Below are 15,499 nucleotides of genomic sequence, written 5' to 3'. Positions count from 1 at the left end.
CTCCTCTTGTCAATCAGACCGGTTTACCAGGTGGTCGCATCCGGGTAGGCGCGCGGCAGGAACTGCATCACGGCCAGGATGTGCCCCAGGTGCTCGGTGTGTTCACCGCGCTTACCGCCCATGTACATCCAGGCATCTTCAGCGCCCGGTGTTACCGTGGCCTGAGCCGACACTTCACGCACCATGCCGAGCCAGTCCTGCCTGAGCTGCTCGGGATCCGGGCCGATACCCGCCTTGAACATGGCGTTGTCAACGTCATCCGGGGTGATCAGCTCGCCGGTGAAACGCCACAGAATGTCGAAAGCATTCTGCATGCGGCGATGGCTTTCTTCGGTACCATCGCCCATGCGCTTGACCCACTCGGAGGAGCGGCGCAGATGATAAGTCGCTTCCTTGACCGCCTTGGCAGCGATGCTGGCAATGCGCTCGTCGCTGGCATTAACCAGGCTCTTAAGGGTGAAGTAGTGCCATACATCGAAAAAGAACTGGCGGGCTATGGTGACCGCGTAATCCTCATTCGGCTGCTCTACCAGCAACAGGTTGCGGTAGTCGTGGGCATCCCGGAGAAAGCACAGGTTGTCGGCGTTGCGACCGTCATCGATCAGCTCGGCGGCATACTCGTACCAGTTGCGGGCCTGGCCCACCAGATCGAGCGCAACGTTCATTGATGCCAGCTCTTCTTCCACGGCCGGGGCCTTGCCCGTCAATTCGCTCAGGCGCTGGCCCAGAATCATGGCGGAATCTGCCAGGCGCAGCACGTATTCCTGTAAAGCTTGTTGCTGTGTCATGGACTGCTCCTTACATTTGCCCGACTTCGTCAGGCAGCTTGTAGAACGAAGCGTGCCGGTAAATCTTGTCTTCGGAAGGGTCGAAAAGGATCTCTTTTTCATCCGAAGCAGAAGCTGTGATGGCTTCAGACGGAACGACCCAGATGCTTACCCCTTCGTTACGGCGGGTGTAAAGATCACGGGCGTTTTCCATGGCCATTTCATTGTCGGCAGCATGAACACTGCCGACATGCTTGTGGTTAAGGCCATGCTTGCTGCGTACGAATACTTCGTAAAGGCGCCATTCAGACATAGTTGTTTCTCCTGTTTATGCGGCTGCGCGCTGTTTTTGTTTTGCGGCGTAGGCGACGGCTGCTTCGCGCACCCAGGCACCCTCTTCAATTGCTTTACGGCGGGTGGCAATACGCTCACGATTACACGGGCCATCGCCCTTGAGTACGTCGTAGAACTCTTTCCAGTTGATCTCGCCGAAATCGTAATGGCCCCGCTCCTCGTTCCATTTCAGGTCCGGGTCAGGAACGGTGCAGCCCAGGTATTCAAGCTGCGGAATGGTCTGGTCAATAAACATCTGGCGCAGTTCATCGTTGCTCTTGCGCTTGATCTTCCAGGCCATGGACTGCTGGGAGTTGGGGGAGTCATCGTCGTGCGGGCCGAACATCATCAGCGCCGGCCACCACAGTCGGTTGATGGCGTCCTGCACCATATCTTTCTGTTCCTGGGTACCTTCACGCATCATGTCCAGCAGAATCTGGTAACCCTGGCGCTGGTGGAAGCTCTCTTCCTTGCAAATGCGCACCATGGCGCGGGAATAGGGGCCGTAGGAGGTACGCTGCAACACCACCTGGTTCACAATGGCGGCGCCGTCAACCAGCCAGCCTACTGCGCCCATGTCGGCCCAGTTCAGCGTGGGGTAGTTGAAGATGCTTGAGTACTTGGCCTTGCCATCGTGCAGCTTCTGGATTTCTTCATCGCGATCAGCACCCAGGGTTTCCATGGCGCTGTACAGATACAGGCCGTGGCCTGCTTCGTCCTGAATCTTTGCCATCAGCTGCAGCTTGCGCTTCAGGGTCGGTGCCCGGGTAACCCAGTTGCCTTCCGGCAGCATGCCGACGATTTCCGAGTGGGCGTGCTGGGAGATCTGGCGGATCAGGGTCTTGCGATAGCCCTCAGGCATCCAGTTCTTCGGTTCAATCTTGGTTTCGGCATCAATTTTCGCCTGGAAGTCCCTTTCTTCGGGAGACATTTCTTCCAGGGTCTTGAGGCGCTTGGTGCCGGTCTCAACCATTTGTGCGTACATAATTCTCTCTCCGAATATCACTTGTAAGAGCTGCCGGTGGTGGCCAGCAGTGCTCGCGACGGATCGCAAACGATAATTTCATACTATATGATACTGAATAAATATCAAGGCAGATCATTCTGTATCATGTTTGCTGCAATTATTCCCTGCGACGGTCAAATACCCGCTTGGCCTTGCCTTCGGAGCGGCTCAGAGTTCCAGCATCCTGAACCTTCACGCTGGTGCTGATACCGATGTAGGATTTGATGTGGTGGCTCAGTTCCTTGGTCGCATGTTCTTTGGCGTCTGCGCCCTCGGCTCCGGCTTTCAGTTCCACACGGATTTCCACGTAATCCAGGTTGCCTTTCTTGTACACCTCGATTTCGTAGTGAGGAGCCAGGGTGCGGCACTTGAGCACCTGCTCTTCGATCTGGCTGGGGAACACGTTCACGCCGCGAATGATCAGCATGTCATCACTGCGTCCGGTGATTTTGTCTATACGGCGCATGGGACGGGCAGTGCCAGGCAGCAGGCGGGTAAGATCCCGGGTACGGTAGCGTAGTACCGGCATGGCGACTTTGGTCAGGGAAGTGAATACCAGTTCGCCGTACTCGCCATCTGGCAGTACTTCACCGGTGTCCGGGTTAATGATTTCCGGGTAAAAATGGTCTTCCCAGATGGTGGGGCCATCTTTGGTTTCCAGGCACTCCATACCAACCCCGGGGCCCATGACTTCAGAAAGACCATAGATATCCAGGGCCTGGATGCCGAGACGCTCTTCCAGCTCTGTGCGCATCTCATTGGTCCAGGGTTCGGCCCCGAAGATACCCAGTCGCAGCGGAAGTTGTTTCGGATCAATGCCCTGACGGTCCAGCTCATCAGCGATGTTAAGCATGTAGGAGGGCGTGACCATGATGATGTCTGGCTCAAAGTCCTGGATCAGCTGAACCTGTTTTTCGGTTTGCCCGCCAGACATGGGTATTACGGTGCAGCCCAGGCGCTCGGCACCGTAATGGGCACCCAGCCCGCCGGTGAACAGACCGTAGCCGTAAGCAACATGAATCTTGTCGCCGGCACTGCCGCCTCCGGCCCGGATGGAGCGGGCCACTATATCGGCCCAGGTCTCGATATCGCTCTGGGTATAACCCACAACGGTTGGTTTGCCCGTTGTTCCACTGGACGCGTGTACCCGGACAACTTTCTTCATGGGCACCGCAAACATGCCAAAGGGGTAATTGTTGCGCAGGCTTTCCTTGGTGGTGAAAGGCACCTTGGCAATATCTTCCAGGCTGTTGATGTCCATCGGCTTCAGGCCAATTTCATCAAAGGTATTCCGGTAATGGGGCACGTTGGTGTAAGCGTGCCAGACACTCCAGCGCATGCGCTGGAGTTGCTCGTGGCGCAGTTCATCCACGCTGGCAGTTTCCATCCGGTCCAGTTTTCCGAGCTTGTGCATGGGTAGATTCATAATTGCTTCCCGTCTTGTTCTTGTCGCCCGGCTCTGTCGCCAGGCCGGTCTCAATGTGTTTTGCAAGCCCGGACGTATCCGGGCCGGTTCAATTACTCAGCGCTGTCGACACGTTCAATAATAAGCGCGATGCCCTGGCCTACGCCGATGCACATGGTACACAGGGCGTAACGTGCGCTCTGGCCCTGTTGATGGCGGCGTTCCAGTTCATTCAGCGCGGTGGTCACAAGGCGTGCTCCGCTCATGCCCAGCGGGTGGCCCAAGGCAATAGCGCCCCCGTTGGGGTTCACATGTTCGGCGTCGTCGGGCAGGCCCAGGTCGCGAAGTACGGCCAGTGCCTGTGCGGCGAAGGCTTCGTTGAGCTCGATTACGTCCATATCGGCCAGTTCAAGGCCGGCAGTCTTGAGCACCTTGCGGGTGGCGGGTGCCGGGCCCATGCCCATGATGCGCGGCTCAACACCGGCTGTGGCCATGGCAACAACCCGGGCGCGGGGCTTGAGATTGTGCTGTTTCAGGGCGTCACCGCTGGCCAGCAACAGAGCGCAGGCACCGTCGTTTACGCCGGACGCGTTGCCGGCGGTCACGCTGCCGTTCTCACGGAACGGCGTGCCCAGGCTGGCGAGCTTGTCCAGGCTGGTTTCCCGGGGGTGTTCGTCGGTATCAATAATGAGCGGGTCCTGCTTGCGGCGGGGCACGCTCACCGGCACGATTTCATTATCAAAACGGCCTGCCTTTCTGGCTGCCGCGGTGCGCTGCTGGCTGCGCAGGGCAAAGGCATCCTGGTCTTCCCGGGATATGTTGTAGTCGGCTGCCACGTTTTCAGCGGTTTCGGGCATGGAATCTATGCCGTACTGCTTTTTGAGTACCGGGTTAACAAAGCGCCAGCCGATGGTGGTGTCGAATATCTCGGCTTTGCGGCTGAAGGCCGAATCGGCCTTGCCCATCACAAACGGCGCCCGCGACATGGATTCGACACCGCCTGCCAGCATAAGGCCGGCTTCGCCGGTGCGCAGCGCCCGGGCAGCGCTGCCAATGGCGTCCATACCTGAACCGCACAGGCGGTTGATGGTGCTGCCGGGTACATCAACGGGCAGGCCAGCCAGCAGCAGGGACATGCGGGCCACGTCGCGGTTGTCTTCACCAGCCTGGTTGGCGCAGCCATAAAGAACATCGTCGATGGCCGACCAGTCCAGCTCACTGTGGCGTTCTTTCAGTGCCTTCATGGGAATGGCGCCCAGATCGTCGGCGCGCACGGTTGCCAGAGAACCGCCGTAGCGACCAATCGGCGTTCGTACCGCGTCTACTATATAGGCGTCTTGCAGGCGTTTTTCGTTACTCATTGATCGTTCTCCGATTGGATGACTTCGCCACGCACCTGGTAGGACTTGCCGCGAAACAGGGCTACCACATGGCCGTTCTGGTTGGTGACAGTAATGTCGTAGACGCCGGTGCGATTGCCGCGGGACTGTTCAACGGCGGTGGCCGTCAACACGTCGCCTTCCCGGGCACCAATCATGTAATCAATGGTGCAGCCGGAGGCTACCGTGGCCTTGTTATATGTGTTGCAGGCAAAGGCAAACGCGGAATCGGCCAGGGTAAAAAGATAACCGCCGTGGCAAGCGCCGTGCCCCTGAATCATGATGTTGGTGACCGGCATGGTCAGCGTGGCTTTGCCGGGTGAAACCTGGGTGATTTTCATGCCCAGGTTCTGGCTGGCCATATCCCGTGAGTACATGGATTCAGCACAATCCTGCGCCAGCTTTTGCGCATCGGGTGAATGATGTTCGTCGCTCATGAATAGAATCCCTTTTCGGAAAACCGGTTTTTTCGCAGCAGCAGAGCCGGCCGGTAGCGGTCTTCGCCATAGCTCTGCTGGATGTTTGTCAGCACCTTGTGCACAAGGCCGGGCCCCAGGTTATCGCTCCAGCGCAGCGGGCCTTCCGGATAATTGAGGCCGGCTTTCATGGCAAGATCTATGTCGCTGACAGACGCCACACCGTGCAGGGCCGCATCAGCGGCTTCGTTAGTCAGGGTTGCAACGGTGCGCATGATCACCAGGCCCGGGCGGTCGGCAACCTGGCTCACAGCAATGCCAGCCTTTTGCAGCAGAGCACAGGCGTCATTGACGGCCTGTGGTGACGCCTGGTCGGCCGTGGCGATTGCCAGGCGGCTGGCCCTGCTGTAATCGAAGGCCAGGTCCAGCAGTATCAGGTTGTTGCAGGCTTCGGCTGCAGCGCGCTCGGTCGCCATGCGGCCATCGGTCAGTGCCAGTACCGCCTTGCCGAACCGCAGGCGGCCGGGGCCATCCCGTTCGATGATTCTGAGGCCGTTTTCACTCAGGCGTGTGACCAGGGCGGCCAGTGGTCCCGGGGTACCCTCTACAATAAGAGTGTCTGCATCGCTGCTGGCAGGAGCTACTGTTGCGGGCTCCGGCTTTTGCGCACCCTCCGCGTAGTTATAGAAACCCTGACCGCTCTTGCGACCCAGGCGGCCGGCTTCCACCAGATCTTTCTGCACCAGAGAGGGCAGAAAGCGCGTGTCCTGATAGTAGGCATTGAAAACCGAAGAGGTCACAGCGTAGTTCACGTCATGGCCGATCAGGTCGGTCAGCTCGAAAGGCCCCATGCGAAAGTTTCCGGCTTCCCGCACGATGGCATCCAGCGTAGCGCTGCTCGCTGCCTGTTCCTGCAGCAGGCGCAGGCTTTCAGCGTAGAAGGGCCGTGCAACCCGGTTCACAATGAACCCCGGCGTTGAGGTGGCGGTTACCGGCTTTTTGCCCCACTGCGCCGCGGTGGCATAGACACGTTGTGCCACTTCGTCGCTGGTGGCCAAGCCCTTGATCACCTCAACCAGTGCCATTAGCGGTGCCGGATTGAAGAAGTGCATGCCCACCAGGCGCTCAGGGTGCTTCATTCTGGCGCCCAGGGCCGTTACGGATATGGACGATGTGTTGGTTGCCAGGATAGTGCTCGCGTTACACACTTCTTCAAGGTTGGCAAGCAGGCTGCGCTTGATATCGAGATCCTCAACGATGGCCTCAATCACCAGGCCCGCCCCGGCAAGCTCGCTGAGTTCATTAACAGGCATGATGCGGTCCAGGAGTGCGTCAAGTGCAGACTGTTCCAGCTTGCCCTTGTCGACCCGGCGTTGCAGCTGCTTTGCGATACTTTGGCGGCCCGCCTCGGCAGCACCTTCACGCTGATCAAGCAGGAATACCTGATGACCTGCCTGGGCGGCTACCTGCGCAATGCCGGAACCCATGGCGCCGGCGCCAATAACGGCTACGGGGATATCAGGAACAAGTGGCTGCACTTTTATTTCCCCTTGAATTCAGGCGTGCGCTTTTCCATGAAGGCTGCAACACCCTCACGATAATCATCGGTGCGACCGGCCTCGCGCTGCAGGTCACGCTCAACAATGACCTGTTCTTCAAAACTGTTGGTGGTGCTTTCATGCAAGGCGCGCTTGATCATCGCCAGGCCTTTGGTGGGCTGGGTCGCGAAATGACGGGCCAGCTTCATGGCTTCATCCTGCAGGGCTTCGTCATCGACGCACTGCCAGATCATGCCCCATTGCTCGGCCTTTTCCGCACTCAGTTTGTCGCCTAATAAGGCCAGGCCTTTTGCACGGGCCATTCCCACCGCCCGCGGCAGGGTCCAGGTGCCGCCAGAGTCGGGAATGAGGCCAATCTTGCAAAAAGCCTGAACAAAGTTCGCCGAACGTGCTGCCAGTGTGATGTCGCAGGCCAGGGCAATATTTGCGCCTGCGCCGGCAGCAACACCGTTTACGGCACAGATAACCGGCATGGGCAGATCGCGAATGGCCTGCAGCATCGGGTTGTAGTAGGTCTCAATGGAGTAGCCCAGATCCGGCGCTTCGACACCCGGCTTTACGTTGCGGTCCGACAAGTCCTGGCCGGCGCAGAAACCACGGCCATTGCCGGTGAGCAACATGACCCGGACGGTGTCATCGTTGCGGATGGTTTCCAGTGCGGCCCGCATCTGCTCATGCATTTCAACGTTAAAACTGTTGAGGCTCTTGGGGCGATTCAGGGTGACTTTGGCAATTCCCTGGTCGATATCGAGAAGCACGCTCTGCTCGGTCATGGAAGAATCCTTGTGATAGCAGTGGAACCCGTTTAGTCGCGTCGGGCGGGTTTTTAGTCAGACAGACAATTGCCGTGATCCGGCTCTTTCGGGAGCAGTATCTGTGGCATAGAGATTCCGGCAATCTGTTGTTTTCGTGGTTTTTCGGTAAAGCCTGATTGTTATCAAGGCAGCTTCCGCAGGGCGGTGTTCCGCCTGGTTCATTTGTGGAAAGAGTATAGGTTTGAATTGATACCGGTCAAGAATCTGAAATCAAAATTTTGTATCACGTTATCAGTCGTTTCGATAAAGCAGTTATAGATTTATGATTTTTATCATTATTTTCGATGTTAGCCTTTAGTCTTATTGTTGCGTAACAAAGCCCGGTAACGGGCCTGTTTATCCTCCGGGCCGTGTAGTATCTGTTCTGACACAGAAAAATTAGCCTAAAATGCAAAAACGTAAACATGTTTGAGGAGTGCTTTATGCCCAGTTACCGGATTGATGGTGTAACCCCCGTGGTGCATCCAACGGCTTACGTGCACCCTACTGCGGTGCTTATTGGCGATGTGCATGTGGGCCCGGACTGCTACGTGGGGCCATGCGCGTCACTGCGTGGTGATTTTGGCCGCATTGTGATGGAGCAGGGCGCCAACCTGCAGGACACCTGTGTGGTGCATGCGTTTCCCGGACGGGACGCGGTTATCCGGCGCAACGGGCACATAGGGCACGGCGCCGTGCTGCACGGTTGTGTAATAGAAGAAGATGCCATGGTGGGAATGAATGCCGTGGTTATGGATGAAGCGGTTATCGCGACAAAATCCATCGTGGGGGCTGCTGCATTTGTGAAAAGCGGCTTCACCTGTGAGCCGGCATCTCTGATCGTAGGCTCACCGGCCAAGGTGCTGCGCCAGCTCAGCGACAAAGAGGTCAGCTGGAAACAACGTGGCACCCGGGAGTACCAGGCTTTGACACGGCGGTGCCTGGAGAACATGCGGGAGTGCTCACCCCTGGCGGAAGTGGATGCCGACAGGCCAAAACTGCAGATTGGCGAGCATGATCTGAAAGATGAATAATGCCCTCCCGGACGCACGCGATGGCCTCACCCGCACAGAGCGGCTTGTTCTGTATCTGATACATGACATCCAGAAAGAGCGGAACGGGCGTAATGTTCCCACCGTTATGCTGTATGGCAGGGTGCTGGAATATGTTGATATGAGTGAGGCCGAGTTGCATGTTTATCTCGACCGGTTGGGTGTCAGAGGGGATGGCACGGAATAAACTGTTACCGCTCGGTGCTCACACAAATCATGGATTATTTGATCCTGTTTGTTTTCGATACTGATCAGGCGTAATAGTTACCAGCGCTTGCAGGCGGGACACTGGCACTTTGCTTGGTGACTTTGTCACTGTGCTTCGTGCATGTCTGTCATAGCCTTAGTGTCAATGCTGGGAGGCCCTGGAGGCAGATCAAGCCAGGGCCGCTCTGCAATGCGGTTGGAATCCGCATTTCGCTGACAGGTTATTGAGGCAGACATGAAGCAACTGCATTTCCAGGAAAAGTACCCCATCACCGTTTTTGATATCAGCAAGTCCGAAACCCCGTATGAATCTGCCGAGCAGATTGCGGACTACTTCAAACGCTGCATCGAAGAAACCCCGAAAGTTTCCTATATCACCACCTTTGATCACCTGGCCCATAGCCGGGAGATTGGAGGAGACGTCTCTCCCGACATCCAGGCAGCAATTAACGTGGTGTTCTGTTTTGGGCGCGCGCTTCCGAACCCGCATGTGTTGTCGGTAAGGCCCCGTTCGATCGGGATTGCCGATATGGGGGATCATTTCGTGGTGAGTTTTATGGATGCCCCACAGGCGCCGGCCAACGAAGCCATGCGCGCCTGGGCACTGGCGCTTCGTAACAGTTAACCCGTGCGGGGAGGAAGACTTATGTGGCCATTGCTGTTCTGGATGCAGAAGCATCTGGTTTGGAGCATCCCGTTAGCCATGATTGCCGGCTTCCTGGCGGGGCAGATTGCAGACCCGGATCCATTGCGCTGGGCGATACTCCCGCTTACCTTCCTGATGGTTTACCCCATGATGGTCACCATGAACCTGCGCCAGCTGCTGCAGCCAGGCGGTGGCAAGCTGATGTGGGTAACCCAGTTGCTCAACTTTATTCTGATACCGGCAATCGGGTACGGCGCGGGCCTGCTCTTTTTCCCCGATGAGCCGTTTGCCAGGCTGGCGCTTTTATTAACATCGCTGCTTCCCACATCCGGCATGACCATCTCCTGGACAGGCTTTGCAAAAGGCAACGTGCCAGCAGCGGTGCGGATGACCGTGGTGGGCCTGATTGCGGGATCCCTGCTCGCCCCGCTTTATCTCAAAGGGCTGCTGGGAGCAGTGATTGAAATTCCGGTTTCCCAGGTGTTCATGCAGATCGCGCTGATTGTTTTTCTGCCGCTGGTGCTGGGCTACTTCACTCAGAGGGCGCTCATATCAAAGCACGGCCAGGAAGTTTTTCAGAAGAACATCAAGCCGAAATTTCCGCCGTTCTCCACACTTGGCGTTCTCGGTGTAGTGTTTGTCTCCATGGCATTGAAGTCGCAGGATATTCTGAATGATCCGGAGTCGCTGCTTGCGTACCTTGTACCCCTGGTGCTTATTTACGCACTGAACTTTGTTATCAGCACGCTCGTTGGCAAGGCGCTGTTCCCCCGGGGTGATGCGATTGCCCTGGTGTACGGCACGGTCATGCGGAATCTGTCCATAGCGCTGGCTATCGCCATGGGGGTTTTTGGTACCGAGGGCGCGGATGCTGCGTTGTTGATTGCGATGGCCTACATTGTTCAGGTGCAGGCGGCAGCCTGGTATGTGAAGTTTACTGACCGCCTTTTCGGGGCACCTGGGTAAAAATCTCAGAAAAACAGGCCCGGTAACCAGGTGGCTATTTCCGGGAACACCATGATAAAGCGGGGTGAAACGGTTAAGGCTTACATCGTGCTCAAGCCGGAAACCGAAGAAAATACCAGCGTTGAGAACATTACACGGTGGTGCAAAGAACAGATGGCGGCTTATAAAGTCCCGGCGATTGTAGAATTTGTAAACGCCTTGCCCACGTCGCCAACCGGTAAGTTGATGTGGCGAACGCTGCAAGAGCAAGAGTGGAAAAACCATGAGCGATAACCCGAGCATTCTGATTGTTGGCGCCGGAGCGATTGGTAGTTTTTACGGCGCCATTCTCAAGCAAGCCGGTTGCTCCGTGAGCGTTGTTCTGCGTTCAGATTATGACGCCGTCAAAGCCCATGGTATTCGTATCAAAAGCCCGCTCGGCGACCTGTCGTTCGAGCCGGACCGCGTCTACCGCGATGGCGATGTGCCTGAGGCTGTACCCGATTTTCTGATCCTCTGCGTGAAAGTGCTTCCCGGTGTCAACAGGGTGGCGATGGTGGCTCCCTGGATGGGCGAGAAAACCCGTCTGGTATTGATTGAAAACGGTCTGGATATAGAGAAGGAACTGGCGGATGCCTACCCCCACAATCCGCTCATAAGCTGCCTGGCATTTATTGCCGTGAGCCGGAAGGACTCCGGTGTGGTTGAACACAAGGCCTATGGCAGGCTGGTGATGGGGCTTTATCCGCAAGGTATTGATGACCATTGCCGGCAGCTTGCCCGACTGTTCAAAAATGGCGGTATCAATATCGATCTCACTGAGCATGTGGTGGGTGAGCGCTGGCGCAAGTGCCTCTGGAACACTCCGTTCAACCCCCTGTCGGTTATTGCCAACGGCGCGGATACACAAACCATTCTGGAAACTGAAGGCGGTGAGGAACTGGTACGGGCCATGATCCGTGAGGTGATGGAGGTGGCAGCGGCGGACGGTTACCCCATGGACGAGTCGCTGATTGACAAGAACATTGAAGGCACCCGCCGAATGCCCGCCTACAAGAACAGCATGGCGCTGGATTACCTGAACGGTCGCCCCATTGAGCGGGAAGCGGTGCTGGGCAACGTGGTGGCCATAGCAAGGCGTCATGGCATTCCGGTGCCGCACCTGAATACCATGCTGGTTACGCTGAAAATGCGGGCAGCACTTGAAGGGCGGGATTAGCAGTTCCCGCCCCGGGTTTCCCGTTCAGGAGGTCAGCTCGCCTGCAGCAGGGAAGCATAGCGCTCCAGGTGGAAGTCGTCGTCGCCCAGCTGGTGGTTAATCATGATCAGGCGCTTGGCATAATGGGCAAAGTTATACTCCCAGGTCATGCCTATGCCGCCATGGGATTGTATGCCCTGCTCGGAAATAAACTGCCCGCTGCGGCCAATCACGTTTTTGGCAGCGGCCAGTATCCGGCGGCGTTCGTCATTCTGTTCCTCATCGGCCACACTGGCCGCCAGAATGGCCATGGAGCGGGCCTGTTCCAGTTCTGACATCATATCAACCATGCGATGTTGCAATACCTGGAATTTGCCGATGGGCACCCCGAACTGCCTGCGCTGCTTGAGGTAGTCCAGGGTCAGCTCGCTGGCCACCTCCATAACGCCGACCGCCTCAGCGCACAGGGCAGCGATGCCCCGGCCGGACTGGTACTCGATAACCCCGCCGGCACTGCCTTCCTCTCCCAGCAGGGCATCGTCACTCACCTTGACGCGGTTGAGCGTCAGGTCGCAGCCTTTGAAACCGTCGATCGTCGGGTAAGTGCGGCGTTCGATGCCCGCCGTGTCTGCCTGGAGGGCAAACAGGCTGATGCCGCTGGCATCGCGACTATCACCGGAGGTGCGGGCAGACACCAGAATAACGTCGGCACAGTGCCCGCCGATGACCACGGCTTTACGGCCATTGAGCACATAGCCGCCGTCGGCTTTTTCAGCGCGGGTTTCCACATCGTTCAGATTGTAGAAACTCTGGGGTTCCTGAAGCGCCACCGCAGCTTGCAGTTCACCGCTGGCAATACCGCCTAGCCATGCTGCTTTCTGGCTGTCGTTGCCCGCCTGGCTGATGAGTCCGCCGCCGAGAATAACCGATTGCAGGTAAGGCTCCAGGCACAGCCCCCGGCCCAGTTCGGTCATCACAGATTGCACTTCCACACCACCACCGCCGAAGCCACCCAGCTCTTCCGGGAAGGGCACAGCCGTCAGCCCCAGCTCGCCGAGCTGTTTCCAGAAGTCCACGCTGAATCCTGCGTCGCTTTCGCTGTACTCCAGACGTTTTTCAAAACTGTATTCACCGCGCACCAGACGGGCCACGGTGTCCTGCAGCATTTGTTGCTCTTCGTTGAGTCGGAAATCCATGGTCGTCTCCTTAAAGCCCGAGAATCATTTTTGAAACAATGTTTTTCTGGATCTCGTTGGACCCGCCAAAGATCGAGAGCTTGCGGTTGTTGAAGTACTGGGCTGACAAGGGCGCCGCATTTTCGTCGGACAGGAACTCGCCTTCGTACTCAAAGTTCAGCTCCTCCTCCACAAACGGAATGGCATAGGGCCCTATGGCCCGGCGCGCCAGATCATTAATGGCCTGACGGATTTCGGTGCCTTTCACCTTCAGCATGGAACTTTCGGCACCGGGCATGCCGCCGCCTTCAACGGAAGCAACAATGCGTAAATTGCTGATAGCCGCAGCGGTGAGGTCAATTTCAACTTCTGCAATGCGCTGGCTGAATACGGTGTCTTCAATCAGCGGGCGACCATTCTTGATACGGCGGGAGGCCAGCTCTTTCAGGTGAGCCAGCGCGGCTTTGGACAGGCCGATACCGGCCAGCCCGGTGCGCTCGTAGGTGAGCAGGTACTTGGCGTAAGTCCAGCCTTTGTCTTCCTCGCCCACCAGGTTTTCCACCGGCACCTTTACATCCTCAAAGAAGACTTCATTCACCTCATGCTCGCCATCCAGAGTGATGATCGGGCGCACGCTGATACCCGGCGTATTCATGTCGATAAGCAGGAAGGAGATGCCTTCCTGGGCTTTTACCTCGGTGTTGGTGCGTACCAGGCAAAAGATCATGTTGGCGTACTGGCCAAGAGTGGTCCAGGTCTTCTGGCCATTCACTACGTAGTGGTCGCCCTGGCGCACGGCACGGGTTTTCAGCGACGCCAGATCGGAACCGGCCCCAGGTTCCGAATAACCCTGGCACCACCAGTCCTCGCCGCTGAGAATGCGCGGCAGATAGGTTTGCTTCTGCTCTTCATTGCCAAACCGGATGATCACCGGCGCCACCATGTTCACGCCGAAGGGAATGGAACGGGGGACGCCGTATCGGCCGGACTCCTCATCCCAGATGTGTTTCTGAACCGGCGACCACTCGGCACCGCCATACTCTTTCGGCCAGTGGGTGGCGTACCAGCCCTGTTCGCTGAGGATCTTCTGCCAGCGTTGGTAATCTTCTCTGGAAAGGCGGCGGAACCCCTTAACTTTGGCGGCGATGTCTGCCGGCAGTTTCTTGTCCAGGAATGCCCGCACTTCGTCACGAAAAGCGAGCTCCTCGGCGGTGTAGTTCATATTCATTGCGTGGCCTCGTCGTGTTGCGCTGTCTGGTTTCAGCTGAACGCTGCAATGCCCGTCTGGCCGCGGCCAAGAATCAGGGCATGTACATCGTGGGTGCCTTCGTAGGTGTTGACAGCTTCCAGATTCATTACGTGGCGGATCACATGGTATTCGTCGGCAATGCCGTTGCCGCCGTGCATATCGCGGGCAACCCGGGCAATGTCCAGAGCCTTGCCGCAGTTGTTGCGCTTGAGCAGGGAAATGGCATCGGGGGTGGCGTCACCGGCATCCATCATCCGGCCCAGGCGCAGTGCGCCCTGCAGGCCCAGGGTGATCTCGGTTTGCATGTCTACCAGCTTTTTCTGAATCAGCTGGTTAGCTGCCAGCGGGCGGCCAAACTGGGTGCGCTCCAGGGTGTAGCTGCGGGCGGCGTGCCAGCAGAATTCCGCGGCACCCAGCGAACCCCAGCTGATGCCATAGCGGGCTTTGTTCAGGCAACTGAAGGGGCCTTTCAGGCCGTCCACGTCCAGTTTGTTTTCTTCCGGTACAAACACCTCATCCATGAAAATGGATCCGGTGTCGGACGCGCGCAGCGAGAATTTGCCGGGGATTTTGGGCGTTTCCAGGCCTTTGGCGCCCTCACGCTCGATAACAAAGCCATTTACCTTGCCATCCAGCTTGGCCCAGACCACGAAAATATCTGCAATAGGGGAGTTGGTGATCCAGGTTTTGGAACCGCTCAGCAGGTAGCCGCCGTCTGCTTTCTTGGCGCGGGTTTCCATGCTGCCGGGGTCAGATCCGTGATTGGGCTCGGTCAGGCCGAAGCAGCCAACCAGCTCTCCGGAGGCCAGCTTGGGCAGAATGCGCTTTTTCAGCGCCTCCTGGCCAAAGGCATGAATCGGGTGAATCACCAGAGAGGATTGAACGCTCAGTGCCGAGCGATAGGCAGAATCCACGCGTTCGACTTCGCGGGCGATCAGCCCGTAACACACGTGGTTAAGACCCGGGCCTCCGTATTCTTCCGGCAGGGTGGCCCCCAGCATGCCCAGTTCCCCCATGTCGGTGAAAATGCTGCGGTCGAATTTTTCGTGGCGGTTGGCCTCAATGATGCCGGGCATCAAACGCTGGTCGCAGAAACTGCGGATGCTGTCCCTTACCTGTCGTTCGGTTTCATCCAGTTGCTTGTCCAGCTGCAGCAGGTCGTCCCAGGGTGCGGAAGCCATGTTGTTTCTCCTCAGTGAATTTGCTGGTTGGCGTGTTCAATGACAGCGGCCATGCCCCCTGCAACCGGGGTGCGGCCGGGGAATGAAAGTCATTAGTTTGACCTTGTAGTAGTAAACGCTACAATGTTTCGCTATGCGAAACTTAGTTTTGCATTTTGTCCAAAAAGATTAATCTGAGTATGTGGTA

Annotated in this window: 16 protein-coding genes and 1 pseudogene; 6 read left to right on the top strand and 11 right to left on the bottom strand. The window is 57.3% G+C overall.

Features of this window, described 5'->3' with window-relative positions; genetic code table 11:
- Positions 1-23 precede the first annotated feature (23 nt).
- The 8 genes from paaC to paaG all read right to left on the bottom strand — a co-directional run bounded on the left by paaC (position 24) and on the right by paaG (position 7,638).
- Positions 24-788, bottom strand: a complete 765-nt coding sequence (gene paaC, locus CDH48_RS03405) for a 1,2-phenylacetyl-CoA epoxidase subunit PaaC (protein ID WP_100687328.1) — start codon at positions 786-788, stop codon at positions 24-26.
- Between the two features lie 10 nt (positions 789-798).
- Positions 799-1,080, bottom strand: coding sequence for a 1,2-phenylacetyl-CoA epoxidase subunit PaaB (paaB, locus tag CDH48_RS03400; RefSeq protein WP_100687327.1), 282 nt, complete (start codon positions 1,078-1,080; stop codon positions 799-801).
- A 15-nt stretch (positions 1,081-1,095) separates the two neighbouring features.
- The gene (paaA, locus tag CDH48_RS03395; protein WP_100687326.1) at positions 1,096-2,085 is read right to left on the bottom strand and encodes a 1,2-phenylacetyl-CoA epoxidase subunit PaaA; all 990 of its coding nucleotides are present in this window, start codon (positions 2,083-2,085) and stop codon (positions 1,096-1,098) included.
- Positions 2,086-2,224: 139 nt separating this feature from the next.
- Positions 2,225-3,532 (bottom strand): phenylacetate--CoA ligase PaaK, encoded by a 1,308-nt coding sequence (paaK, locus tag CDH48_RS03390; RefSeq protein ID WP_100687325.1) that lies wholly within the window; start codon positions 3,530-3,532, stop codon positions 2,225-2,227.
- 92 nt (positions 3,533-3,624) lie between these two features.
- A complete protein-coding gene (gene pcaF, locus CDH48_RS03385; protein ID WP_100687324.1) occupies positions 3,625-4,872 on the bottom strand; it encodes a 3-oxoadipyl-CoA thiolase in 1,248 nt (415 codons plus the stop codon).
- Entirely contained in the window at positions 4,869-5,327 is a 459-nt protein-coding gene (gene paaI / locus CDH48_RS03380; RefSeq protein WP_100687323.1) for a hydroxyphenylacetyl-CoA thioesterase PaaI, read from the bottom strand. Before paaI ends, pcaF begins: the two co-directional genes overlap by 4 nt.
- Positions 5,324-6,844: a 3-hydroxyacyl-CoA dehydrogenase PaaH gene (gene paaH / locus CDH48_RS03375; protein WP_100687322.1), complete on the bottom strand. Its 1,521-nt coding sequence runs from the start codon at positions 6,842-6,844 to the stop codon at positions 5,324-5,326. The genes paaI and paaH overlap by 4 nt, the downstream gene beginning before the upstream one ends.
- A 2-nt stretch (positions 6,845-6,846) precedes the next feature.
- Positions 6,847-7,638, bottom strand: a complete 792-nt coding sequence (gene paaG / locus CDH48_RS03370; protein WP_100687321.1) for a 2-(1,2-epoxy-1,2-dihydrophenyl)acetyl-CoA isomerase PaaG — start codon at positions 7,636-7,638, stop codon at positions 6,847-6,849.
- 464 nt (positions 7,639-8,102) lie between these two features.
- On the opposite strand from paaG, the gene CDH48_RS03365 reads away from it, so the two are divergent.
- The 6 genes and pseudogenes from CDH48_RS03365 to CDH48_RS03340 all read left to right on the top strand — a co-directional run bounded on the left by CDH48_RS03365 (position 8,103) and on the right by CDH48_RS03340 (position 11,728).
- Entirely contained in the window at positions 8,103-8,693 is a 591-nt protein-coding gene (locus CDH48_RS03365) for a transferase hexapeptide repeat family protein (RefSeq protein WP_100687320.1), read from the top strand.
- Positions 8,686-8,898, top strand: coding sequence for a hypothetical protein (locus tag CDH48_RS03360; RefSeq protein ID WP_100687319.1), 213 nt, complete (start codon positions 8,686-8,688; stop codon positions 8,896-8,898). The genes CDH48_RS03365 and CDH48_RS03360 overlap by 8 nt, the downstream gene beginning before the upstream one ends.
- A gap of 255 nt (positions 8,899-9,153) precedes the next feature.
- Positions 9,154-9,543 (top strand): DUF6858 family protein, encoded by a 390-nt coding sequence (locus CDH48_RS03355; RefSeq protein WP_100687318.1) that lies wholly within the window; start codon positions 9,154-9,156, stop codon positions 9,541-9,543.
- A 21-nt stretch (positions 9,544-9,564) separates the two neighbouring features.
- Positions 9,565-10,530, top strand: coding sequence for an arsenic resistance protein (locus CDH48_RS03350; RefSeq protein WP_100687317.1), 966 nt, complete (start codon positions 9,565-9,567; stop codon positions 10,528-10,530).
- Between the two features lie 18 nt (positions 10,531-10,548).
- Positions 10,549-10,803: pseudogene (locus tag CDH48_RS03345) on the top strand (AMP-binding enzyme); the annotation flags it as partial.
- The gene (locus CDH48_RS03340; RefSeq protein WP_100687316.1) at positions 10,793-11,728 is read left to right on the top strand and encodes a ketopantoate reductase family protein; all 936 of its coding nucleotides are present in this window, start codon (positions 10,793-10,795) and stop codon (positions 11,726-11,728) included. The pseudogene CDH48_RS03345 and the gene CDH48_RS03340, both read left to right, overlap by 11 nt.
- A 32-nt stretch (positions 11,729-11,760) precedes the next feature.
- Here CDH48_RS03340 and CDH48_RS03335 read toward each other — a convergent pair whose 3' ends face one another.
- From CDH48_RS03335 to CDH48_RS03325, 3 genes are read right to left on the bottom strand one after another with little or no spacing between them, the layout of a single operon-like run.
- A complete protein-coding gene (locus tag CDH48_RS03335; RefSeq protein WP_100687315.1) occupies positions 11,761-12,903 on the bottom strand; it encodes an acyl-CoA dehydrogenase family protein in 1,143 nt (380 codons plus the stop codon).
- Between the two features lie 10 nt (positions 12,904-12,913).
- Complete coding sequence (locus CDH48_RS03330; protein ID WP_100687314.1) at positions 12,914-14,110, bottom strand: acyl-CoA dehydrogenase family protein; 1,197 nt, start codon at positions 14,108-14,110, stop codon at positions 12,914-12,916.
- A gap of 32 nt (positions 14,111-14,142) precedes the next feature.
- Complete coding sequence (locus tag CDH48_RS03325) at positions 14,143-15,312, bottom strand: acyl-CoA dehydrogenase (protein ID WP_100687313.1); 1,170 nt, start codon at positions 15,310-15,312, stop codon at positions 14,143-14,145.
- Between the last annotated feature and the right edge of the window lie 187 nt (positions 15,313-15,499).

This window comes from Marinobacter aromaticivorans (assembly GCF_002806975.1).
Lineage (GTDB): Bacteria > Pseudomonadota > Gammaproteobacteria > Pseudomonadales > Oleiphilaceae > Marinobacter > Marinobacter aromaticivorans.
Note: the sequence above shows the minus strand (reverse complement) of the source record. Positions and strands in the feature narration are given on the sequence as shown.